General features: G+C 20.7%; 26 protein-coding genes and 2 tRNA genes. 20 read left to right on the top strand and 8 right to left on the bottom strand.

Annotated elements, in window-relative coordinates:
* Window positions 1–7 precede the first annotated feature (7 nt).
* From rodA to GJT83_RS01555, 6 genes are all read left to right on the top strand, one after another.
* Entirely contained in the window at window positions 8–1114 is a 1107-nt protein-coding gene (rodA, locus tag GJT83_RS01580; RefSeq protein WP_168892703.1) for a rod shape-determining protein RodA, read from the top strand.
* Between the two features lie 122 nt (window positions 1115–1236).
* Window positions 1237–2328, top strand: a complete 1092-nt coding sequence (gene serC / locus GJT83_RS01575; protein WP_168892702.1) for a 3-phosphoserine/phosphohydroxythreonine transaminase — start codon at window positions 1237–1239, stop codon at window positions 2326–2328.
* A gap of 44 nt (window positions 2329–2372) precedes the next feature.
* Window positions 2373–3662: a 3-phosphoshikimate 1-carboxyvinyltransferase gene (gene aroA / locus GJT83_RS01570; protein WP_168892701.1), complete on the top strand. Its 1290-nt coding sequence runs from the start codon at window positions 2373–2375 to the stop codon at window positions 3660–3662.
* 289 nt (window positions 3663–3951) lie between these two features.
* Window positions 3952–5610, top strand: a complete 1659-nt coding sequence (rpsA, locus tag GJT83_RS01565; RefSeq protein WP_168892700.1) for a 30S ribosomal protein S1 — start codon at window positions 3952–3954, stop codon at window positions 5608–5610.
* A gap of 63 nt (window positions 5611–5673) precedes the next feature.
* On the top strand, window positions 5674–5958 hold the full coding sequence (locus GJT83_RS01560; protein ID WP_168892699.1) for an HU family DNA-binding protein: 285 nt from the start codon (window positions 5674–5676) through the stop codon (window positions 5956–5958).
* Between the two features lie 48 nt (window positions 5959–6006).
* The gene (locus GJT83_RS01555) at window positions 6007–6642 is read left to right on the top strand and encodes an MBL fold metallo-hydrolase (RefSeq protein WP_168892698.1); all 636 of its coding nucleotides are present in this window, start codon (window positions 6007–6009) and stop codon (window positions 6640–6642) included.
* Window positions 6643–6737: 95 nt separating this feature from the next.
* On the opposite strand, the gene GJT83_RS01550 is transcribed toward GJT83_RS01555, so the two are convergent.
* From GJT83_RS01550 to rmuC, 4 genes are all read right to left on the bottom strand, one after another.
* A complete protein-coding gene (locus tag GJT83_RS01550; protein WP_168892697.1) occupies window positions 6738–7943 on the bottom strand; it encodes a porin in 1206 nt (401 codons plus the stop codon).
* Between the two features lie 140 nt (window positions 7944–8083).
* On the bottom strand, window positions 8084–9484 hold the full coding sequence (gene asnS / locus GJT83_RS01545) for an asparagine--tRNA ligase (protein WP_168892867.1): 1401 nt from the start codon (window positions 9482–9484) through the stop codon (window positions 8084–8086).
* Between the two features lie 55 nt (window positions 9485–9539).
* Window positions 9540–10331 carry a TatD family hydrolase gene (locus tag GJT83_RS01540; RefSeq protein ID WP_168892696.1) on the bottom strand — a complete coding sequence of 264 codons (792 nt, stop codon included), beginning with the start codon at window positions 10329–10331 and terminating at the stop codon, window positions 9540–9542.
* Window positions 10332–10375: 44 nt separating this feature from the next.
* A complete protein-coding gene (gene rmuC / locus GJT83_RS01535; protein WP_168892695.1) occupies window positions 10376–11812 on the bottom strand; it encodes a DNA recombination protein RmuC in 1437 nt (478 codons plus the stop codon).
* 123 nt (window positions 11813–11935) lie between these two features.
* Here rmuC and GJT83_RS01530 point away from each other — a divergent pair.
* Both GJT83_RS01530 and GJT83_RS01525 read left to right on the top strand, forming a co-directional pair.
* Window positions 11936–12009, top strand: a tRNA-Ile gene (locus GJT83_RS01530).
* 7 nt (window positions 12010–12016) lie between these two features.
* Window positions 12017–12089: transfer RNA gene (locus tag GJT83_RS01525), tRNA-Ala, on the top strand.
* A gap of 32 nt (window positions 12090–12121) precedes the next feature.
* Here the strand turns inward: GJT83_RS01525 and GJT83_RS01520 are convergent.
* Entirely contained in the window at window positions 12122–12361 is a 240-nt protein-coding gene (locus GJT83_RS01520; protein ID WP_168892694.1) for an oxidative damage protection protein, read from the bottom strand.
* A gap of 52 nt (window positions 12362–12413) precedes the next feature.
* Here GJT83_RS01520 and trmB point away from each other — a divergent pair, with 52 nt between their 5' ends.
* The gene (gene trmB, locus GJT83_RS01515; protein ID WP_168892693.1) at window positions 12414–13130 is read left to right on the top strand and encodes a tRNA (guanosine(46)-N7)-methyltransferase TrmB; all 717 of its coding nucleotides are present in this window, start codon (window positions 12414–12416) and stop codon (window positions 13128–13130) included.
* Here trmB and hemW read toward each other — a convergent pair.
* From hemW to ruvX, 3 genes are all read right to left on the bottom strand, one after another.
* Complete coding sequence (hemW, locus tag GJT83_RS01510; RefSeq protein WP_168892692.1) at window positions 13123–14274, bottom strand: radical SAM family heme chaperone HemW; 1152 nt, start codon at window positions 14272–14274, stop codon at window positions 13123–13125. The two genes, trmB and hemW, sit on opposite strands and share 8 nt — an antisense overlap.
* A gap of 5 nt (window positions 14275–14279) precedes the next feature.
* Window positions 14280–14837 carry a YggT family protein gene (locus tag GJT83_RS01505; RefSeq protein WP_168892691.1) on the bottom strand — a complete coding sequence of 186 codons (558 nt, stop codon included), beginning with the start codon at window positions 14835–14837 and terminating at the stop codon, window positions 14280–14282.
* A 206-nt stretch (window positions 14838–15043) separates the two neighbouring features.
* Window positions 15044–15475 carry a Holliday junction resolvase RuvX gene (ruvX, locus tag GJT83_RS01500; protein WP_246208744.1) on the bottom strand — a complete coding sequence of 144 codons (432 nt, stop codon included), beginning with the start codon at window positions 15473–15475 and terminating at the stop codon, window positions 15044–15046.
* A 276-nt stretch (window positions 15476–15751) separates the two neighbouring features.
* On the opposite strand from ruvX, the gene rpsJ reads away from it, so the two are divergent.
* From rpsJ to rpsQ, 11 genes are read left to right on the top strand one after another with little or no spacing between them, the layout of a single operon-like run.
* Entirely contained in the window at window positions 15752–16063 is a 312-nt protein-coding gene (gene rpsJ / locus GJT83_RS01495) for a 30S ribosomal protein S10 (RefSeq protein ID WP_168892690.1), read from the top strand.
* Window positions 16064–16105: 42 nt separating this feature from the next.
* Window positions 16106–16753: a 50S ribosomal protein L3 gene (gene rplC, locus GJT83_RS01490; protein WP_168892689.1), complete on the top strand. Its 648-nt coding sequence runs from the start codon at window positions 16106–16108 to the stop codon at window positions 16751–16753.
* Window positions 16754–16777: 24 nt separating this feature from the next.
* Complete coding sequence (gene rplD, locus GJT83_RS01485; RefSeq protein ID WP_168892688.1) at window positions 16778–17383, top strand: 50S ribosomal protein L4; 606 nt, start codon at window positions 16778–16780, stop codon at window positions 17381–17383.
* Entirely contained in the window at window positions 17380–17682 is a 303-nt protein-coding gene (gene rplW, locus GJT83_RS01480) for a 50S ribosomal protein L23 (protein WP_168892687.1), read from the top strand. Before rplD ends, rplW begins: the two co-directional genes overlap by 4 nt.
* Before the next feature lie 14 nt (window positions 17683–17696).
* Window positions 17697–18518, top strand: coding sequence for a 50S ribosomal protein L2 (gene rplB, locus GJT83_RS01475; RefSeq protein WP_168892686.1), 822 nt, complete (start codon window positions 17697–17699; stop codon window positions 18516–18518).
* Between the two features lie 18 nt (window positions 18519–18536).
* Complete coding sequence (gene rpsS, locus GJT83_RS01470; protein WP_168892685.1) at window positions 18537–18824, top strand: 30S ribosomal protein S19; 288 nt, start codon at window positions 18537–18539, stop codon at window positions 18822–18824.
* Between the two features lie 25 nt (window positions 18825–18849).
* On the top strand, window positions 18850–19194 hold the full coding sequence (rplV, locus tag GJT83_RS01465) for a 50S ribosomal protein L22 (RefSeq protein ID WP_168892684.1): 345 nt from the start codon (window positions 18850–18852) through the stop codon (window positions 19192–19194).
* A gap of 13 nt (window positions 19195–19207) precedes the next feature.
* Window positions 19208–19912 (top strand): 30S ribosomal protein S3, encoded by a 705-nt coding sequence (gene rpsC / locus GJT83_RS01460; protein WP_168892683.1) that lies wholly within the window; start codon window positions 19208–19210, stop codon window positions 19910–19912.
* A gap of 14 nt (window positions 19913–19926) precedes the next feature.
* A complete protein-coding gene (gene rplP, locus GJT83_RS01455; protein ID WP_168892682.1) occupies window positions 19927–20349 on the top strand; it encodes a 50S ribosomal protein L16 in 423 nt (140 codons plus the stop codon).
* Window positions 20346–20549: a 50S ribosomal protein L29 gene (rpmC, locus tag GJT83_RS01450; RefSeq protein WP_168892681.1), complete on the top strand. Its 204-nt coding sequence runs from the start codon at window positions 20346–20348 to the stop codon at window positions 20547–20549. The genes rplP and rpmC overlap by 4 nt, the downstream gene beginning before the upstream one ends.
* Window positions 20539–20793: a 30S ribosomal protein S17 gene (rpsQ, locus tag GJT83_RS01445; protein ID WP_168892680.1), complete on the top strand. Its 255-nt coding sequence runs from the start codon at window positions 20539–20541 to the stop codon at window positions 20791–20793. Before rpmC ends, rpsQ begins: the two co-directional genes overlap by 11 nt.
* Window positions 20794–20822: the final 29 nt, after the last annotated feature.

The raw sequence follows: 20822 nt of genomic DNA, 5'->3' as shown, positions 1-20822 counted from the left end.
TCAAAATATGAAAAATAATAATTTATTTAAAAAATTTTTTATTTCAAAATTACATATAGATCTAATGTTATTTATATGTATCATATTAATACTATTTATGAGTATTATAGTTCTATGGAGTGCTTCTGGAACAAATGATTATGTATTAAAAAATAGATTAATCCAAATAATATTTGGATTAATTTTAATGATAATAATTGCACAAATTCCCCCAAAATTTTTTGAACAATGGGCGTTTATATTATATTTTATTTGTATTTTTTTATTAATAATTGTTTATTTAACTGGACATAGTAGTAAAGGAGCACAAAGATGGTTAGATTTAGGATTCATAAAATTTCAACCATCGGAAATAATGAAAATAGCAATTCCTTTAGTTATATCTAAAATAGTAAGTAAAAGTATTTATCCTATGCCAATTAAAACATATTTAAAAGCAATTATTTTTATTATTATTCCTACAATTCTTATAATTAATGAACCTGATTTAGGCACTGCTGTTTTAATCGATATTTCTGGATTATTTATTTTATTTTTATCAGGAATATCATGGAAAATAATTTTTAATAGTTTATTAGTAATAATACTAATTATGCCCATATTATGGTTATTTTTTATTCATGATTATCAAAAAGAAAGAATTTTTATGTTATTTCATCCAGAACATGATCCTTTAAAAGCAGGATATCATATTATTCAATCTAAAATAGCTATCGGATCAGGAGGATTATTTGGAAAAGGATGGTTAAATGGAACTCAAAATCAATTAAAATTTTTACCTGAAAGATCTACAGATTTTATATTTTCTGTTTTGGCAGAAGAATTTGGATTTACAGGAATATTATTATTAATGATTTTATATATGTTATTAATATTACGAGGAATATTTTTAGCTTTAAAAACAGAATATTTTTTTGGAAAAATTATGATTAGCGGTATAATAATAGTATTATTTTTTTATATTTTTATTAATATTGGTATGGTTAGTGGTTTATTACCCGTTGTAGGTATACCTTTACCTTTATTTAGTTATGGAGGATCATCTCTTATAGTAATTTTAACTAGTTTTGGTATTATAATGTCTATTCATACTCATAAAAAAAAACATACTTAAAAATATATTAAAATATTAAAAAAAGAATTTTTATAAATAATTTTATATTCAATAATAAATATTATTTATACACAATATATATTATTATATAAATTTAAAATTAAATTTTATGGATATTATTAATGAAAAAAATATTTAATTTTAGTCCAGGTCCATCAATGATTCCTCGTGAAGTATTATTACAAGCACAAAATGAATTAATTAATTGGAATAATTTAAATTTTTCAGTTATGGAAATTAGTCATAGAAGTAAATATTTTATTAATTTAGTTGAAGAATTTGAAAATAATTTACGTATTTTAATGAATGTTCCTAAAACATATAAAATATTATTTTGTCAAGGTGGAGCAAGAACACAATTTGCTGCTATTCCAATGAATTTATTAAATTATAATCAAAATGCTGATTATGCAAATATTGGATATTGGTCTTATAAAGCAATAGAAGAAGCAAAAAAATATTGTGTACCTAATATTATTAATACTAAAAAAATAATTAATAATATTATATATATAAAACCAATAAATGAATGGCTATTAAATAATGAATCAGTATATATTCATTATTGTGCTAATGAGACTATAGAAGGAATTGCTATAAACGAAGAACCTAATTTTAAAAATAAAATTGTTGTTGCAGATTTATCTTCTACTATACTTACTAAAAAAATTGATATATCACGTTATGGAATAATATATGCTAGTACTCAAAAAAATATTGGTCCATCTGGTTTAACTATTATAATAATTAGAGATGATTTAATTATAAAAAAAAATTATCGTAAAGAATTACCATCTGTTTTAAATTATAAAATTATTGCTGATAATAATTCAATGTTTAATACACCCCCAACATTTTCATTATATTTATCTAGTTTAGTTCTAAAATGGTTAAAGAGAAAAGGTGGTATCAAATATATTAATAAAATTAATCAAAAAAAAGCTGATTTATTATATTCTACTATAGATAATAGTAAAATTTATATAAATAATGTATCTATTAAAAATAGATCATTAACTAATATTATTTTTAATATTAATAAAAAAAATATAGAAAATATATTTTTAAAAAAAGCAGAAAATCAGGGATTATATTTTCTTAAAGGACATAGTATTTTAGGTGGTATAAGAGCTTCAATATATAATGCTATGCCTATAGAAGGAATACAAACTTTAGTAAAATTTATGAATAGTTTTGAAAAATTATATATATAAATGATATTATTAATAATATTATTATATAAATAAAATTATTTGTTATGAAAAATATTTTAACTTTAAAACCTATTAATAAAATTAATGGTTGTATTAAATTACCAGGATCTAAAAGTATTTCTAATAGAGTATTATTACTATCTGCTTTATCAAAAGGAAAAACTAAATTAATTAATTTATTAAATAGTGATGATATTACTCATATGCTTAATGCTTTAAAAGCATTAGGTATTAAATATACTTTATCAAATAATAATACTGTTTGTGATATTATAGGTAATAGTAAATTTTTTCAGCATAAAAAAAAATTAAAATTATTTTTAGGTAATGCTGGAACCGTTATAAGACCATTAACTGCACTTTTATCTTTAAATAATAATTGTGATATTATATTAACTGGCGAACCACGTATGTTAGAAAGACCTATTGGTCATCTTGTAGATGCTTTACGTAGTGGTGGTGCTAAAATAGAATACTTAAATAATAAAAATTATCCACCTATTCGTTTAAAAGGAGGATTTACAGGAATAAATAATATTAAAATAGAGGGATCTATATCTAGTCAATTTTTAACTTCATTATTAATAATTTGTCCTTTATTAAAAATGAATACTTCAATTTTTATAAAAGAAAAATTAGTTTCTCAACCATATATTGATATAACAATTAAATTAATGAATGTATTTGGTGTAAATATATATAATAATAATTATTCTAATTTTATTATTCTCGGAAATCAAAATTATTCTTCTCCAGGAGAATATATAATTGAAGGTGATGCATCATCTGCTTCTTATTTTTTAGCTGCTGCTGCTATTAAAGGAGGAACAATTAAATTAATTAATATTAATAAAAATAGTATTCAAGGAGATATTAAATTTATTAATGTATTAAGTAGTATGGGAGCAAAAGTATATAATGGACAAAATTATATTTCTTGCTCTCGTAATAAATTAAATTCTATTAATATGGATATGAATCATATTCCTGATACTGCAATGACTATAGCAGTAACTAGTTTATTTGCTAAAGGTACAACTATTATTAAAAATATTTATAATTGGCGTGTTAAAGAAACTGATCGTATAACAGCAATGGTTAATGAATTACGTAAAACTGGAGCTTATATAATAGAGGGAAAAGATTATATTATTATTACTCCACCTAAAGATATAAAAAGTACTATTATTGAAACTTATAATGATCATAGAATGGCAATGTGTTTTTCATTACTATCTTTATCTAATAAATTAGTACATATTATAAATCCTAATTGTATTAGAAAAACATATCCGAATTATTTTAGAGAATTAAAAAAAATTAGTTATTATTAAATAATAATTTTAAGTTAATTATAAATTTAAAAAATAAAATTAATTTTGTATAAATTAATAATTTTATGTATAGTTGCAGTAAAATATTATTGATGTTAAATTTAAATTAATTATTTGTATTTTTTAATATATTTAAAATATTAAATTTAAAATTTAATAAAAATTATATTTATAATTTTTATTATAATTTTAATTAAATTCTCATAATATGGATTATATGAGTTTTTTAAAAAAATAATACTTAAAGGATTTAAGTTGATATTTATTTAATGTATTCGAAGTTATCAATATGACTGAATGTTTTTCTCAATTATTTGAACAATCTTTAAAAGATAATATTATTAATATAGGTTCTATAATTACTGGAGTTGTAATTTCTATTGAAAAAGATATTGTATTAGTAGATGCAGGTTTAAAATCAGAATCTTCTATTCCTATAGAACAATTTAAAAATTCTCAAGGAATTATTGAAATTAAAGTAGGAGATAAAGTAGATGTTGCACTAGATACCATAGAAAATGGATTTGGAGAAACAATATTATCTAGAGAAAAAGCTAAAAGACATGAAGCATGGTTAATATTAGAAAAATCATATAGTAATACTACTAATATTACTGGTATTATTACCGGTAAAGTTAAAGGAGGTTTTACTGTAGATTTAAATGGAATTAGAGCTTTTTTACCTGGTTCTTTAGTAGATATTAGACCAATAAGAGATACTTTTCATTTAGAAGGAAAAGATTTAGATTTTAAAGTTATTAAATTAGATCAAAAACGTAATAATGTAGTTGTTTCTAGAAAAGCAGTAATAGAATCTGAAAATAGTGCTGAAAGAAATCAATTATTAAATACCTTACATGAAGGCATAAAAATTAAAGGTTTAGTTAAAAATCTTACTGATTATGGAGCTTTTGTTGATTTAGGTGGAGTTGATGGATTATTACATATTACAGATATGGCATGGAAAAGAGTAAAGCATCCTAGTGAAATTGTTAATATAGGAGAAGAAATTTTTGTTAAAGTATTAAAATTTGATAAAGAAAAAACTAGAGTTTCATTAGGTTTAAAACAATTAGGAGAAGATCCATGGATATCTATTACTAAACGTTATCCTGAAAATCAAAAAGTAATAGGACGAGTAACTAATTTAACAGATTATGGATGTTTTGTTGAAATAGCAGAAGGAATAGAAGGATTAGTACATATATCTGAAATGGACTGGACTAATAAAAATATTCACCCTTCAAAAGTAGTAAAAATTAATGATAAAGTAGAAGTTATGGTATTAGATATTGATGAAGAAAGAAGAAGAATTTCTTTAGGACTAAAACAATGTACTATTAATCCATGGTTAAAATTTTCAGAAAATCATAATAAAGGTGATAAAGTAAAAGGTAAAATAAAGTCTATAACAGATTTTGGTATTTTTATTGGTTTAAGTGGAGGTATTGATGGTTTAGTCCATTTATCAGATCTATCTTGGGTTAATAATGGTGAAGAAGAAGTACGTAATTATAAAAAAGGAGATGAAATTACAGCTATAGTTCTTCAAGTAGATTCTGAAAGAGAAAGAATATCTTTAGGAATTAAACAATTAATTGAAGATCCATTAAATAATTATATTATAGCTCAAAAAAAAGGAAGTATTGTTACTGGTAATATTATTAGTATTGACCCTAAAACAATATTTATAAAATTTACAGATGGAATTTTAGGTAATATAAAATTATCTGATCAAATAAATTGTAAAATTGAAAATTTTATTAAACATTTTAAAGTATCAAACAATATTGAAGGTAAAATAATTAATATTGATAGAAAAAATAGATTAGTAAATCTTTCTATAAAAATTAAAGAAATAGAAAATAATATTTCAAAAAAAGATAAAGATAAATCTGTTTTTGCTAATGCTATGACTGAAGCTTTTAAAGCTGCAAAATGTGAATAAATTTTATTTATAATTAAAAATCAATTATACTAATAATTGTAACAAAAACAATAGGGTATATTAATGAATAAATCTGAATTAATTAATAATTTAATATCAGAAAATAAAAATAATAAAATTCCAATTAATATTATTAAAAATATAGTAGAAGAAATATTACATTATATGATTTTAAATTTTTCTCAAGGTCATAGAATAGAAATTAGAGGGTTTGGTAGTTTTTCTTTATATTATAAAGCATCAAGGATAGGACGCAATCCTAAGACTGGTAGTCTATTACAATTAAAATCTCGATATATCATACATTTTAAACCAGGAAAACAATTAAAAGAAAAAATAAACTTTTAAATAAATTAATTTAAACGTTTTAAATAAAAATAAAATATTATATATATAATGAACTATATAATCATACCAGTAACTAATTTTTTTCAAAATTGTTGTATAATATGGTGTTCAACTACTTTACATGCAGCCATAATTGATCCTGGAGGAGAACATAATAAAATTATAGATAATATAATTAAATATAAACTGTCTGTAAAAAAAATATTAATAACTCATGGTCATTTAGATCATATTGGTTCTGCATATATATTATCTAATATATATAAAATACCTATTTTAGGACCTCATAAAAAAGATTATTTTTGGATAAAAAATATTAATTTTCAAAAAAATATTTTTCAAATACCTAGTTGTACTTTTACAAAAAATATATGGTTAAAAAATAATAATCAAATATCAATAGGTAATCTTATATTAACAGTATATCATTGTCCAGGTCATACTCCTGGACATATAGTTTTTTTTAATAAATTAAGTAATATTTTAATATCAGGAGATGTAATTTTTAAAAAAAATATTGGTAGAACTGACTTACCATTAAGTAATTATAATGATTTAATTTGTTCTATAAAACAAAAAATACTACCATTAGGTAATAATGTAATTATTATTCCAGGTCATGGTCCTATAACTAATATAGGTTATGAAATATTAAATAATCCATTTTTAAAAAAAAATTACTAAAATAATTTAAAATACTAACTAACTATCTATTCAAATTAATAATTATTAGATAGTTAATTAGTTTTTTGTAATATTTAAAATAATAAATTTTTGTATTAGAAATAATATGTTAATCCTAAGCCAATCATATTTTTATTTGGTATTCTACTACTTTGTACATATTCAGTATTATTTAATAAACTAATTTTATATCCTAAATAAGCTAAAAAATTTTTACTGAAAGAATATGAAGTACCAATAGTTAAATATTTAGCTAAATCAATTTTTCCAGCAGGGAAATCACTTCCTGGAGGGATATTATATCCTTGTGATTGTAAATATGATATTGAAGCTTGTATATTATCATTAAAAGTATATTGACCTAAAAATTCTAAACTTTTAGTTTTATTTGCTAATAAATAATCATCATTATGATTATATCTTACTGAATTATTAGTTTCACTAAATACAGTTGATAAATATATATTTTTTTTATTATATTTTATACCTAATGCATAAGCATTAGATAATTTTTTATTATCATCTTTTTTTTTAAATTTTTGTACTAATTTTATTTTTTTATGTTTTTTATCTATTTTTTTAAAATAAGGGTGAAAGAAAAAATATTTAGCAAATGATGAATTAGGATCAGGATTACTATAAGAAGAAAAATAAGATCCAATAATATTAATTCCAAAACCTAAATTATATTCAATTGAAGTTCCCCAACCAGGACCATTTTGTTCTAATTTATTAAAATTATTATTTCCTTGATATTGTAAAGCAATATTTAATCCATCCAAACCTAAGAAATTATTGTTTCTATATGTTGTTAAATTATTTGCTTTAGCAAACATAAAATGATCATTAGTATAATATACTTCTTCATCAAATATAGGAAATTTCTTTATGTATGAAGTAGTATCATATAATATACCATAATTTCTACCATAACTTATGGTCATACCATTATATTGTAATCCTAAAAATCCTAGTTGTAAGATAATAGGATAACGTACATTAAATTCAGGTTTATTTGTTTTTATACCAGATTTAAGTTCATTTATTTGTATAGTATATTCAAATTGTCCAAATGCTTTTAAATTATCATTAATAATTGATGTACCTTTTAATCCTAAATCAAAATTATATTTTTCTACACTTTTTGTTGACTTAGCTTTTTTTTTAGAAATAATATTTTTTACATTTAGATTTCCATATAAATCTAATGTTTGATTATTTTTATTATAAATTTCATCAGCATATACAATGTTAAATAATAATAAAAATGGTATTAATATTTTTAATATATTAAATTTCATAATTACCCTCGATAATATATTTTTATAATATTTATTAATTATTTAAATATATTTAATATTAATAATATTACTTTATTTTTTTAGTTCAGAAAACTAATATTTAATTTTATTTATAATTCTTTTTCTTATAATGAATTTAATTAAAATTTAGCATTATATGGAGTTCTTGGAAATGGAATTATTTCTCTAATATTATTAGATCCTGTAATATATGATAAAAATCTTTCAAATCCCAAACCAAATCCAGAATGTATAACAGTACCGTATTTTCTTAAATCACGATACCACCAATAATCTTTTTTATTCAATTTTAATTCATTAATTCTATTATCTAATATATTTATTCTGTGTTCTCGTTGAGAACCACCTATAATTTCTCCTATATCTGGAAATAAGATATCCATGGAAGCAACTGTTTTTTTATCATTATTAAGATACATATAAAAAGCTTTTATTTCTTTTGGATAATTATATACTATTACTGGTCTATCAAAGTAATTATTAGTTAAATATTTTTCATGTTCTATAGATAAATCTTTTCCCCATATTATTTTATTTTTAAATTTTTGTTTATTTTTTAATAATATTTTAATAGCTTTATTATAATCAATAATTATAAATTTATTTAATATAATTTTATTAATTTTATTAATTAAATTAATTTTATTAATTTTTGATAAAAAATTAATTTCATCTATATGATTATCTAAAATTTTTATACATAAATACTTTAATAATTTTTCGGATAAATCAATAATATTTTTTAAATTTGCAAATGACATTTCTATTTCTAGCATCCAAAATTCAGCTAAATGTCGATTAGTATTAGAATTTTCTGCTCTAAAAGTAGGACCAAACGTATACACTTTAGACATGGAACATGCATATGCTTCTAAATTTAATTGTCCGGATACAGTTAAAAAAGATTCTTTACCAAAAAAGTCTTTTTTAAAATTTATTTTTTGATCTTTATCCAAAAATAAATTTTGAAAATTAAGAGTAGAAACTCTAAACATTTTACCTGATCCTTCAGTATCTAAAGTAGTAATTAATGGAGTATTAATCCAAAAAAAATTTTTTTTATGAAAAAAATTATGAATATATAAAGCTGTATTATGTTTTATTCTAGTAATACTACTAATTAATTTAGTACGTGATCGTAAATGAGATACTGTTCTTAAATATTCTAAACTATGTTTTTTAGGTGAAATAGGATATTTTTCAGGATTTTTAACCCAACCTAAAATCTTTATTTTTGAAGCTTGTATTTCATAATTTTGTAATTTTTTAGGAGATTTTACTAATTTTCCTATAATCATTAAAGAACAACCACTAGTTATTAATAATATTTCTTCCTTATAATTGTTTAATGATGAATTAGCTATGATTTGAATATCATCTATACATGAACCATCATATAAAACAATAAAAGTTATTCCTGTTTTAGAATTTCTTTTTGTACGAACCCATCCACCTATAGTTATTTCACTATTAATTTTAACTTTATCTTTTATTAATTGAGAAATACTAGAAACTAAAATCATAATTTTTTCTCTTTATTTAAATTTTATCTTATAGTATTTAAATTTATAAAAATTAAATTTTTAAAATATTACGTGCATTTTTTTCTGTATAAAATTGTAATAATTTAAAATTTTCATTTCTTATATATGCCATTTTTTTTAAAAGATAATATAAAAAAAATGGTTCATTTCTATTTTTTGTTATATCATAATAATTACTATTATTTATTTTTTTAAATGATAAAAAAGGTGAATCTGTTTCTGTTAATAAATGATCTTGGGGTATTAATTTAAGATCATTTATAGATGATAATCTATATTTTTTATTAAAGAATAATCCAGATATACTTATAGATAAATTCATAGATAAACATTGTTCCAATTCATATTTATTACCAGAAAAACAATGAATTATTGATTGAGGAATTTTACTAATCCAAGGAGATAATTCTTTAATAAAAATATTAAAAGCATTACGACAATGTAAAAATACTGGTATAAATAGACTTGATGCTAATTCTAATTGTGAGTTAAAAGCAAATAATTGTTCTTTTATAGAAGATTTATTTCTATAAAAATCTAAACCACACTCTCCTATTGCTACTACTTTTTTTTTAGATATAATATAATTCATATTATGAATTGTATTTTTTTCCCATAAATTAGCATAATGAGGATGTATTCCTACAGTAGACCAACAATAATTATTATATTTTTTAACAATTTTATATGCATTATAACTATCAATAATATTAGATCCTATAACTAACATACCATTTATTCCTTTATTTATTGCTCTATTAATAACTGAATCAAGATCTTTATTAAATTGTACATGAGTTAAATTAACACTAATATCAAACATTATTTAATATCCTTATCATAAACAAATATAATAAATTTATTATATTAATCATTATTATCTATATTTTTTTTATTTATTTTATTAACTACTTTAATACCTAATTTTCTAAAACTTTCTGCTTGAGAAATAATATTACCTTTTCCTGTAAATAATTTTTTTTTTACTGAATTGTAATTTTCTTGTAATTTATTTAAAATTTTTTCAATATTATATATATCTTCTATAAAAAGTCTAATTTTATCATATAATTTTGTAGCTTTATTAGCTATTATTAAAGAATTTTTATTTTGTTTATCAAAACGCCATAAATTACTAATTGTTCTAAGAGTAACCATTAATGTTGTTGGACTAACTAACATGATATTTTGTTTTAATGCTTCATTTAATAATGAAGGTTTATAACCTATAGCTATTAAAAATGCTGGTTCTATAGGAATAAACATAATTATATAATCTAATGATTTAATATTAGATAAATTTTGATAATTTTTACTACTTAATAAACGTAAATGATTTCTAATAGCAAGAATATGTTCTTCTAAAGCTTTATTTTTAGATTTATTATTATCAGAATTAAAATAACGTTCATAAGCTACTAAAGTCATTTTAGAATCAATTATTATATTTTTATCATGAGGTAATTTTATTATTATATCAGGTTGTATTTTTTTTTTATTATCTTTTAATTTAATTATTTTCTGAATTTCATATTCATATCCTTTTCTTAATCCTGATGATTCTAATATTTTATTTAAAATTAATTCACCCCAGTTACCTTGAATTTTATTATTTCCTTTTAAAGCATTTGTTAAATTAATTGCTTCTTGAGATAAATGATTATTTAATTTTTGTAAATTACGTAACTCATAAGTTAATATATTTCTTTCAGAAGATTCTTGATGTAAATTATTTTGAAGTTGATTTTTAAAATCATTTAACTGATCTTTTAATGGATTAATTATATTTTTTATATTTTTATTATTATTTTCATTAATTCTTTTTTCATTATTTTCTAAAATTTTATTAGCTAAATTTGTAAATTCTAAATTTAAATAATTTTTATTTTTTGTCATTAATATTTCTTTTTTTTCATAAAAAATAATTAAATCTTTTAATTGAGTTTTAATTTTACTTATTTCTGATTTTAAATTAGAAATAATCTCTAATTTATTTGATATTATGATTTTTAAATCTTTATTTTCTAATTTTAAAAATTGTAAATTATTATTTTTTTCTATAGTAAGAATTAATTTAATTTCTAGTTTTTTTAATTTATTGTTTAAATCGTTTTCTAAATATAATCTTTTTTTAGATTCATAATTTAATTTATTATTTTCTTTTGTTATTTGTTCTAAAATTTTTTCATTTATTTTAAATTTTAAATTTAATTTATTTAAATTTTCAATTTTCTTTTTATATAGCAATATAAAAAGAAAAATTAATATTAATTCTAAAAAAATAAATATTTTGTAGTATAACATATTATTTTCATTGTATAGTAATATATAATTATAATTTATATTAAATGAAAAAATTATTTTATAAAATAATTAAAATATTTCAGTTGACTTTTAATAATAAATATGAATAAATTATTTATTGATAGGCTTGTAGCTCAGATGGTTAGAGCACACCCCTGATAAGGGTGAGGTCGGTGGTTCAAATCCACTCAAGCCTAAAAAAAAGGGGCTATAGCTCAGATGGTAGAGCATCTGTTTTGCACGCAGAGGGTCAGCGGTTCGATCCCGCTTAGCTCCAATATTTAAAGGATATTTCATTTTTAAAATATTTTATTGATTTTTAAAAAAAAGAAACTTAATCATATTTTTTTTTAAAAAATTAAAATGTTTTTTATTCATCATATTTAAATTATTTTCGTTTATTAGTTTAGTTTGTTGATTTAACCATTGATTCCATGCTTTTTTAGATATTTGATTAAAAATAATTTGGCCTATATATTCTGGATAGATATAATAATCTAATCCTTTCATTCTACATTGATAAAATATACAAAAAATTTCTCTAGACATGTTAAATCTTCCAATATTTAATTAAATTAATATAATAATAAGAATATTTTACATGAATTTATACAAAAATATAATAATGAAAAATGATATAAAAAGTTTTGTTTGTCGTTATAGAAAATTAAGTATATTAAAAAAAAATATATTAGAAAAATATTCATGTATATTTAATATTAAATTTCAAGTTAATCCTATAAATTTTAATTTAATATTCCATAATAATTTACCAAATATACTTGATATTGGTTTTGGAACTGGAGAGTTACTTATTGATATTGCTATTAACAATCCTCAATATAATTTTATTGGAATTGAAGTATATATACCAGGAATAATTAATTGTTTAAAAAATATTAGTAAAAATAAAATAAATAATTTAAAATTAATTAATTATAATGCTGTAGATGTCTTACAAAAAATGATTCCTTATAATTATATAAAATTAATTCAAATATATTTTCCTGATCCTTGGCCAAAATTAAAACATAAAAAAAGAAGATTATTAACTCATAAATTTTTAAAACAAATATTTTTATTATTACAAAATAAAGGAATATTATATATTATTACGGATAATAGAGAATATAAAGATTTTATTATTTCTAATATTAATTATATTAATTATAATAATAATATCATTATATCAGATACGTTTAAAACAATATATAAAAATTTTCATAATTTATCACCAACAAAATTTTTTAAAAAAGCACAAAAAGAAAATAAACAAATATGGATTTTAGAATATAAAAAAATTAATTATTTTAAATAAATATTTCTAATAAATTATTTAAAAATAAATAACCTTTTTTAGTAACTATAAAATAATCTTTATTATGTTTAATATATCCTAATTTTTCTGATTTTTTTATATTAGAATTAATAGAATTAATATTTATTCCTGTAATTAGAGTAAATTCTTTCTTTGAAAATTTTTCTAAAATACGAAATTTATTTAAAAAAAATTCTAATATTATATTATAATTATTAACTTTATTACTAGAAAATAAATAATGACCATTCATATATTTTGTTATATTATTATTTTTAATAGTACGAATAACTTCTCCATTACTCATAGTAAATTTACCATGAGCAGAACATCCTATACCAATATAATCACCAAAATTCCAATAATTTAAGTTATGTTTACATTTAAAAATATCTTCTTTTGCAAAAGAAGATATTTCATAATTTATATATCCATATTGTTTTAAAATTTTTTTTCCTTCTTTAAATATTTTCCATAAAACATTATGTTTTGGTAAATTTTTTGGTTTATATTTTCCAAATATTGTATTTGGTTCTATTGAAAGTTGATACCATGATATATGTTTTGGATGAAATAATAATGTTTGATATAAATCATTTTTAGCTGATTTTAAAGATTGTCCTGGTATACCATAGATTAAATCTATATTAAAATTTATTAAATTACTATCAATTACTGTATTAATTGCATTAATAGCATCTTTTGACGAATGAATTCTACCTAATAATTTTAGGCTAATATCATCAAAACTTTGGACACCTATAGAAATACGATTAATTCCACTTTTTTTATATTCTAAAATATTTTTTTTATTAATAGATGAAGGATTTGCTTCTATAGTAATTTCAGCTGTTTTTTTTATGTATATTTTTTTTGTAATTTCATTTAATAAATAAGAAATTAATTTTCCGTTTATTAAGCTAGGAGTACCTCCTCCAAAGAAAATACTTTTAATATGAATTTTTTTTTTTAAAAATAATAAATCATTATCTAAATCACATAATAAACTATTAATATATTTTAACTTTACATCTTTATATAAATTATTATTAGAAATAATTAAAGAATAAAAATCACAATAAGGACATTTTTTTAAACACCATGGAATATGAATATATAAACTATAATATTTTTTTTTATACATAAAAATTATATAATTGACCAAAATAAAGGAAAACAATCTGTACCTAAAAAATTTAACAAATATAAAACAATACTAATTATAAAAGGTGTTATATCTATATTATAAATAGGGGGAATATATACTTTTAAAGGTTCTAAAATTTGATCTGTTAATTTATTTAATACATGATCAAAATCATTATAATCTCTATTAAACCAACTAAATATAGAACGTATAGTTATTAACCAAAATATTAAATATCCAATAGATTTTATACCAGATAATAATGCTATAAGAACATACCATATCAAATATTTAGGGAAAATTCCTATTTGGAATGACATTAATAATGGATATCTTATAAGAAGAACAACAGCTAATATAATTAATGATGCTATTTCAATATTTTTAATATTAGGTATAAGTGATTGTATTGGTTTAACAATAGGTTGTGATATTACAGTAATAAATTGTATAAAAGAATTATAAGTATTATTCATAGACCAAATAATCCAAATTCTTAACAATAATATTGTTACAGTAATATCAAATATATTTTTAAATAAAAATGTTAATGTTAGCATAATTTCCTCAAAACAATTAATATTAATAAAATATATTTTTATATAATTATATTATTAAAAATAATATTTTTATTTTATAAAATATCATTATTTAGTAAAATAATTTAAATAAATGTATATTTTCTATAATTTAAAATTAAATAATAAATTATTTTATATTTCTAATATAAATAATTATTTAATTAAAAATATTAATGGTAATATTGTTAATTATTTTCAAACCAACTTTGAAGTATAACTGATGCTGATAAAGAATTTATATCATTTTTTTTTAACATTTTCCATCCTCCATTTGTAAATAAAATATTTTTAGCTTCAATAGTAGTTAAACGTTCATCATGTAATTCTATATCTAAATTAAATTTATTTTTTATAAGATATGCAAATTTTTTAGTTAATATTGTAATATTTTGTTCACTACCATTCATATTTAATGGTAATCCAATTATTATTTTTTTAGGTTTCCAATATTCTATTATTATTTGAAATTTATTCCAGCAAGTTTTTCCTTCTTTATTATTTTTGATTTTTTTTAATGTATGAGCTATTCTAATAATAGTATTTCCAACAGCTACACCTATATTTTTAGTTCCATAATCAAAAGCTAATAAAGTTATATTTTTTTTATTTAAAATCATATTATTAAAATAATTTTTAGTTTTATTATTCTTTTTTGTAAAAAATTTTTTATAAAATATTAATTTTTAATTAATATATTATTTTTTTGACTTTTATAAACTAAATATATTGCTTTCTATATATTTTATAAGTCATAATAGAAAGATTATGTCATAATAATTTCTATAAAATAATTATTATTTATAATGTATAATATCATATAGGTCCTCTCAAAGCTATTTTAAAGTTTGTAGAAGGTTATTTTAATTTTTTAAATTAGAGGCACTGGTCTAATAATGCAGAACCAAAGAATTCGTATTCGTCTAAAAGCTTTTGATCATCGTTTAATAGATCAATCTACCACTGAAATAGTTGAAACTGCTAAACGTACTGGTGCACAAGTACATGGTCCTATACCATTGCCTACACAAAAAGAACGATTTACAATTTTAATTTCTCCTCATGTTAATAAAGATGCTCGTGATCAATATGAAATTCGTACTCATAAACGTTTAGTTGATATTGTAGAACCTACAGAAAAAACTGTAGATGCTTTAATGCGCTTAGATTTAGCTGCAGGTGTAGATGTACAAATTAGTTTAGGTTAAAATATTATTATTTTAAATATTATTTTGTGAGGTTGAACAATAATGATTGGTTTAATCGGTAAAAAATTAGGAATGACTCGTATTTTTACTGAAGATGGTATATCTATTCCTATAACGGTAATAAAATTTGAATCTATTCGCATTACTCAAATAAAAACTGTTGTAAATGATGGATATGATGCAATTCAAATGACTACAGGTGAAAAAAAAACTAGTCGTTTAAATAAATCTGAAGCAGGACATTTTGCTAAAGCAAAAATTAAAGCTGGATATATATTATGGGAACATCGTTTTCTAGTTAAAAATAAAAATATATTCCATATAGGTCAAAATATAACTATTAAAATTTTTAATAAAATAAAAAGAGTAGATGTAACCGGAATTTCTAAAGGAAAAGGTTTCTCTGGTACAGTAAAAAGATGGAATTTTAAAACTCAAGATGCCAGTCATGGAAATTCATTATCTCATAGAGTTCCTGGATCTATTGGTCAAAATCAAACACCAGGAAAAGTATTTAAAGGTAAGAAAATGGCAGGTCAATTAGGGAATAAAAAAATTACTACTCAAAATTTAAATATAATTAAATTAGATATAAAAAAAAATTTATTATTAATTAAAGGTGCTATTCCTGGATTTACTGGTAGTAATGTTATGGTTAAACCTGCTATTAAAACTTATCTTAAAATCTGAAAAATTTAACTTTCAGGAATCAAAATGGAAATTATAACAAAAGATACAAAAAAGATAGTAATATTATCAGATAGTGTTTTTAATAAACATTATAATAAATCTTTAATACATCAAGTATTGGAATCTTATAGAACAATTGGTAGACAAGGAACAAAAGCACAAAAAAATAGAGGTGAAGTTAAAGGATCTGGTAAAAAACCATGGAGACAAAAAGGTACTGGTAAAGCTAGAGCTGGTTCAGTAAAAAGTCCTCTTTGGCGTTCCGGTGGTGTAACTTTTGCTTCTAAAAATAAAATATATTATAAAAAAATTAATAAGAAGATGTATCGTAATGCATTAAAAAGTATTTTTTCAGAACTTATTAGAGAAAATAGAATAATTTTATTAAGTAATTTAAATATAAAACAACCTAAAACTAAAATATTAATAGAAAAATTTAAAAAATTTTTTTTAAAAAAAATAATTATTATTACTATATCTATAGATAAAAATTTATTTTTAGCATCTCGTAATTTACATAATATACAAATAAAAAATTCAATGAATGTAAATCCAGTTTGTTTAATTAATGCTGATAAAGTTATTATTACTATAAAAGCAATTAAACATATAGAGGAAATATTAACATGATTTTAACTGAACGTTCTTTTAAGATTTTACAAACTGTTCATGTATCTGAAAAATCTTCTTTAGCAATAGAAAAAACAAATATTTTTACTATTAAAGTATCAAAAAAGGCAAATAAAAAAGATATAAAAATAGCTATTCAAAAAATTTTTAATATTAGAATTAAAAATGTTAATACTTTAATAGTTAAAGGAAAAACAAAAAAAAATAAAAATAATACATATCATCGTAATGACTGGAAAAAAGCATATATTTCTTTACAAAAAGGTCAAAGTATAGATTTTAATATAAATAAAAACTAATAAAAAGTATAAATATGACAATTATTAAATGCAAACCTACATCTCCTGGTAGGAGACATATGGTTAAGGTTGTAAATCCTTTTTTATATAAAGGTAAACCTCTTAAATCTAAAATAAAGAAGAAAAATAAATCTGGTGGACGTAATAATCATGGACATATAACAACTAGACATATAGGAGGAGGACATAAAAAAAAATATCGTATTATAGATTTTAAAAGAAATAAAGATTCAATTCCAGGAATTATTGAACATATTGAATATGATCCTAATCGTTCTGCAAATATTGCATTAATTAAATATAATGACGGAGAAAAACGTTATATATTATCACCTAAAAATTTAAAAGTAGGTGATATTATCCAATCAGGAATAAATGCTGAGATTAAAATAGGTAATACATTACCAATGAATAATATTCCTGTAGGATCTATTTTACATAATATAGAAATGAAACCAGGTAAAGGTGGTCAAATAGCCAGAGCTGCTGGAACATATGTACAATTAATAGCAAAAGAAGGTTTATACGTTACTTTACGTTTACGATCTGGAGAGATAAGAAAAATAAAATCTAATTGCAGGGCAACATTAGGAGAAATTGGGAATAATGAACATATGTTAAAGTCTTTAGGTAAAGCTGGAGCTAAAAGATGGAGAGGAATTAGACCTACTGTAAGAGGTACTGCAATGAATCCTATAGATCACCCACATGGTGGAGGAGAAGGAAAAAATTTTGGTAAACATCCTGTAACTCCATGGGGAATCCAAACTAAAGGTAAAAAAACAAGAAATAATAAAAGAACAGAAAAATATATTCTTCGTCATCGTAATAAATAATAAGAGGTAATTTTAATTATGCCACGTTCTTTAAAAAAAGGTCCTTTTATTGATCATCATCTATTTAAAAAGGTTGAAAAAGCAATAGAACAAGGAAATAAAAAACCATTAAAAACTTGGTCTAGAAGATCTACTATATTTCCTAATATGATTGGATTAACAATAGCTGTTTACAATGGACGTCAACATATTCCTGTTTTTATTTCAGATGAAATGGTAGGACATAAATTAGGTGAATTTTCTCCAACTCGTACTTATAGAGGACATAGTGCTGATAAAAAAATAAAAAAAACAATAAAAAAATAAAAATAAAAATTATTAAAGGATAAAAATGGAAGTTTTAGCAAAACATTTATATTCACGATCTTCTGCTCAAAAATTAAGATTAGTTGCTAATCTTATAAGAGGTAAAAAAGTATCAAAAGCTTTTGATATTTTAAATTTTTCTAATAAAAAAGCATCTATTCTTATTAAAAAAGTATTAAATTCAGTTGTATCTAACGCAGAACATAATAACGGAATTGATATTGATAATTTAAAAATATCAAAAATTTTTATTGATGTAGGATCTAATATGAAACGTATTATGCCACGTGCTAAAGGACGTTCCGATCGTATTTTAAAATATACAAGCCACATTACTATAATTGTATCTGATGATAATAATCTTAATTAAGGAAATATAAATAATGGGTCAAAAAACACATCCTAATGGTTTAAGATTAGGTATTATTAAAACATGGGATTCTACTTGGTTTGCTAATACAAAAGATTTTGCTAATAATTTGTATAGTGATTTTAAAGTAAGAAAATTTTTAAATAAAAAATTGATTAAAGCATCAGTTTCTCGTATTACAATTGAACGACCTTCAAAAAGTATTAGAGTAACAATACATACAGCTAGACCTGGAATAGTAATAGGAAAAAAAGGAGAAGATGTAGAAAAACTTAGAAAAATTATTTCTCAAATATCTGGAGTACCTACACAGATTAATATTACTGAAATTCGCAAACCAGAATTAGAAGCTAAATTAGTTGCTGATAATATTTCAACTCAATTAGAAAAAAGAGTTATGTTTAGAAGAGCTATAAAAAGAGCTGTACAAAACTCAATGAGATTAGGAGCATTAGGAGTAAAAGTAGAAGTTAGTGGACGTTTAGGTGGAACTGAAATAGCTCGTACAGAATGGTATAGAGAAGGTAGAGTACCATTACATACTTTACGTGCTGATATAGATTTTAGTTTAGCTGAAGCTAATACAACTTATGGTGTAATTGGTATTAAAGTTTGGATTTTTAAAGGAGAAATATTAGGTAATATTATTAATCAAAATCAAAAAGTAAAGAAATTAATTTTACAACCTAAAAAAAAACGTAATAAAGGAAGAAAATAAAAGAGGATTTTTATATGTTGCAACCAAAAAAAACAAAATTCAGGAAAATGCATAAAGGAAGAAATAAAGGAATAGTTGTAGGAATGAATATTAATTTTGGATCTTATGCATTAAAAGCAATTCATAGAGGAAGAATTACTGCAAGACAAATAGAGTCCGCAAGAAGAGCTATTAGTAGAGCAATGAAAAGACAAGGGAAAATATGGATTAGAATTTTTCCTGATAAACCTATAACGGAAAAACCATTAGAAGTTCGTATGGGTAAAGGTAAAGGAAATGTTGAATATTGGGTAGCATTAGTACAACCAGGAAGAATATTATATGAAATAGATGGTATATCAGAAAAATTAGCTCGAGAAGCTTTTAAATTAGGATCAGCAAAATTACCAGTAAAAACTATTTTTTTAAATAAAAAAAATATAATAAAAATATTATGAATACAAATACTTTATTCAAAAAAAATATTCAAGAATTAAGAAAAGAATTACTTAATTTATTTAGAGAACAATTTAATTTAAAAATACAATTAAAATCAGGTAATCTTAAACAAACTCATTTATTAAAAAAATCTAAAAAAAATATAGCAAGAATTAAGACTATTTTATCACAAAAAAAGATAATAAAAAATGCAAAATAAAATTAAAATTTTAAAAGGAAAAGTAGTAAGTAATAAAATGAATAAATCTATTGTAGTACATATTAATAGACTTATAAAACATCCAATTTATGGAAAATTTATAAAAAGAACAACAAAATTACATGTTCATGATGAAAAAAATAAATGTAATATAGGAGATTTTGTTGAAATAAAAGAATGTAGACCTATATCAAAAACAAAATCTTGGATTTTAGTAAATATTATTAAAAAATTAATAATATAAAATATTTTTATAAATTTTAATTAATTTTT

The sequence above is a fragment of the Enterobacteriaceae endosymbiont of Plateumaris pusilla genome, assembly GCF_012562765.1.
In the GTDB taxonomy this organism is placed as follows: Bacteria; Pseudomonadota; Gammaproteobacteria; order Enterobacterales; family Enterobacteriaceae.
This window is presented reverse-complemented; position numbering and strand designations above follow the sequence as displayed.

What these genes read in the sequence shown, in the direction of transcription:
- rplW (WP_168892687.1), top strand. Translation starts at nt 17,380, where the DNA reads ATGATTTTAACTGAACGTTCTTTTAAGATTTTACAAACTGTTCATGTA.
- trmB (WP_168892693.1), top strand. Translation starts at nt 12,414, where the DNA reads ATGAATTTATACAAAAATATAATAATGAAAAATGATATAAAAAGTTTT.
- hemW (WP_168892692.1), bottom strand. Translation starts at nt 14,274, where the DNA reads ATGTATAAAAAAAAATATTATAGTTTATATATTCATATTCCATGGTGT.
- GJT83_RS01505 (WP_168892691.1), bottom strand. Translation starts at nt 14,837, where the DNA reads ATGCTAACATTAACATTTTTATTTAAAAATATATTTGATATTACTGTA.
- GJT83_RS01555 (WP_168892698.1), top strand. Translation starts at nt 6,007, where the DNA reads ATGAACTATATAATCATACCAGTAACTAATTTTTTTCAAAATTGTTGT.
- GJT83_RS01520 (WP_168892694.1), bottom strand. Translation starts at nt 12,361, where the DNA reads ATGTCTAGAGAAATTTTTTGTATATTTTATCAATGTAGAATGAAAGGA.
- aroA (WP_168892701.1), top strand. Translation starts at nt 2,373, where the DNA reads ATGAAAAATATTTTAACTTTAAAACCTATTAATAAAATTAATGGTTGT.
- rpsA (WP_168892700.1), top strand. Translation starts at nt 3,952, where the DNA reads ATGACTGAATGTTTTTCTCAATTATTTGAACAATCTTTAAAAGATAAT.
- rmuC (WP_168892695.1), bottom strand. Translation starts at nt 11,812, where the DNA reads ATGTTATACTACAAAATATTTATTTTTTTAGAATTAATATTAATTTTT.
- GJT83_RS01540 (WP_168892696.1), bottom strand. Translation starts at nt 10,331, where the DNA reads ATGTTTGATATTAGTGTTAATTTAACTCATGTACAATTTAATAAAGAT.
- rplV (WP_168892684.1), top strand. Translation starts at nt 18,850, where the DNA reads ATGGAAGTTTTAGCAAAACATTTATATTCACGATCTTCTGCTCAAAAA.
- rpmC (WP_168892681.1), top strand. Translation starts at nt 20,346, where the DNA reads ATGAATACAAATACTTTATTCAAAAAAAATATTCAAGAATTAAGAAAA.
- rpsQ (WP_168892680.1), top strand. Translation starts at nt 20,539, where the DNA reads ATGCAAAATAAAATTAAAATTTTAAAAGGAAAAGTAGTAAGTAATAAA.
- ruvX (WP_246208744.1), bottom strand. Translation starts at nt 15,475, where the DNA reads ATGATTTTAAATAAAAAAAATATAACTTTATTAGCTTTTGATTATGGA.
- rpsJ (WP_168892690.1), top strand. Translation starts at nt 15,752, where the DNA reads ATGCAGAACCAAAGAATTCGTATTCGTCTAAAAGCTTTTGATCATCGT.
- rpsS (WP_168892685.1), top strand. Translation starts at nt 18,537, where the DNA reads ATGCCACGTTCTTTAAAAAAAGGTCCTTTTATTGATCATCATCTATTT.
- GJT83_RS01560 (WP_168892699.1), top strand. Translation starts at nt 5,674, where the DNA reads ATGAATAAATCTGAATTAATTAATAATTTAATATCAGAAAATAAAAAT.
- rplC (WP_168892689.1), top strand. Translation starts at nt 16,106, where the DNA reads ATGATTGGTTTAATCGGTAAAAAATTAGGAATGACTCGTATTTTTACT.
- rodA (WP_168892703.1), top strand. Translation starts at nt 8, where the DNA reads ATGAAAAATAATAATTTATTTAAAAAATTTTTTATTTCAAAATTACAT.
- rpsC (WP_168892683.1), top strand. Translation starts at nt 19,208, where the DNA reads ATGGGTCAAAAAACACATCCTAATGGTTTAAGATTAGGTATTATTAAA.
- rplP (WP_168892682.1), top strand. Translation starts at nt 19,927, where the DNA reads ATGTTGCAACCAAAAAAAACAAAATTCAGGAAAATGCATAAAGGAAGA.
- serC (WP_168892702.1), top strand. Translation starts at nt 1,237, where the DNA reads ATGAAAAAAATATTTAATTTTAGTCCAGGTCCATCAATGATTCCTCGT.
- rplB (WP_168892686.1), top strand. Translation starts at nt 17,697, where the DNA reads ATGACAATTATTAAATGCAAACCTACATCTCCTGGTAGGAGACATATG.
- GJT83_RS01550 (WP_168892697.1), bottom strand. Translation starts at nt 7,943, where the DNA reads ATGAAATTTAATATATTAAAAATATTAATACCATTTTTATTATTATTT.
- rplD (WP_168892688.1), top strand. Translation starts at nt 16,778, where the DNA reads ATGGAAATTATAACAAAAGATACAAAAAAGATAGTAATATTATCAGAT.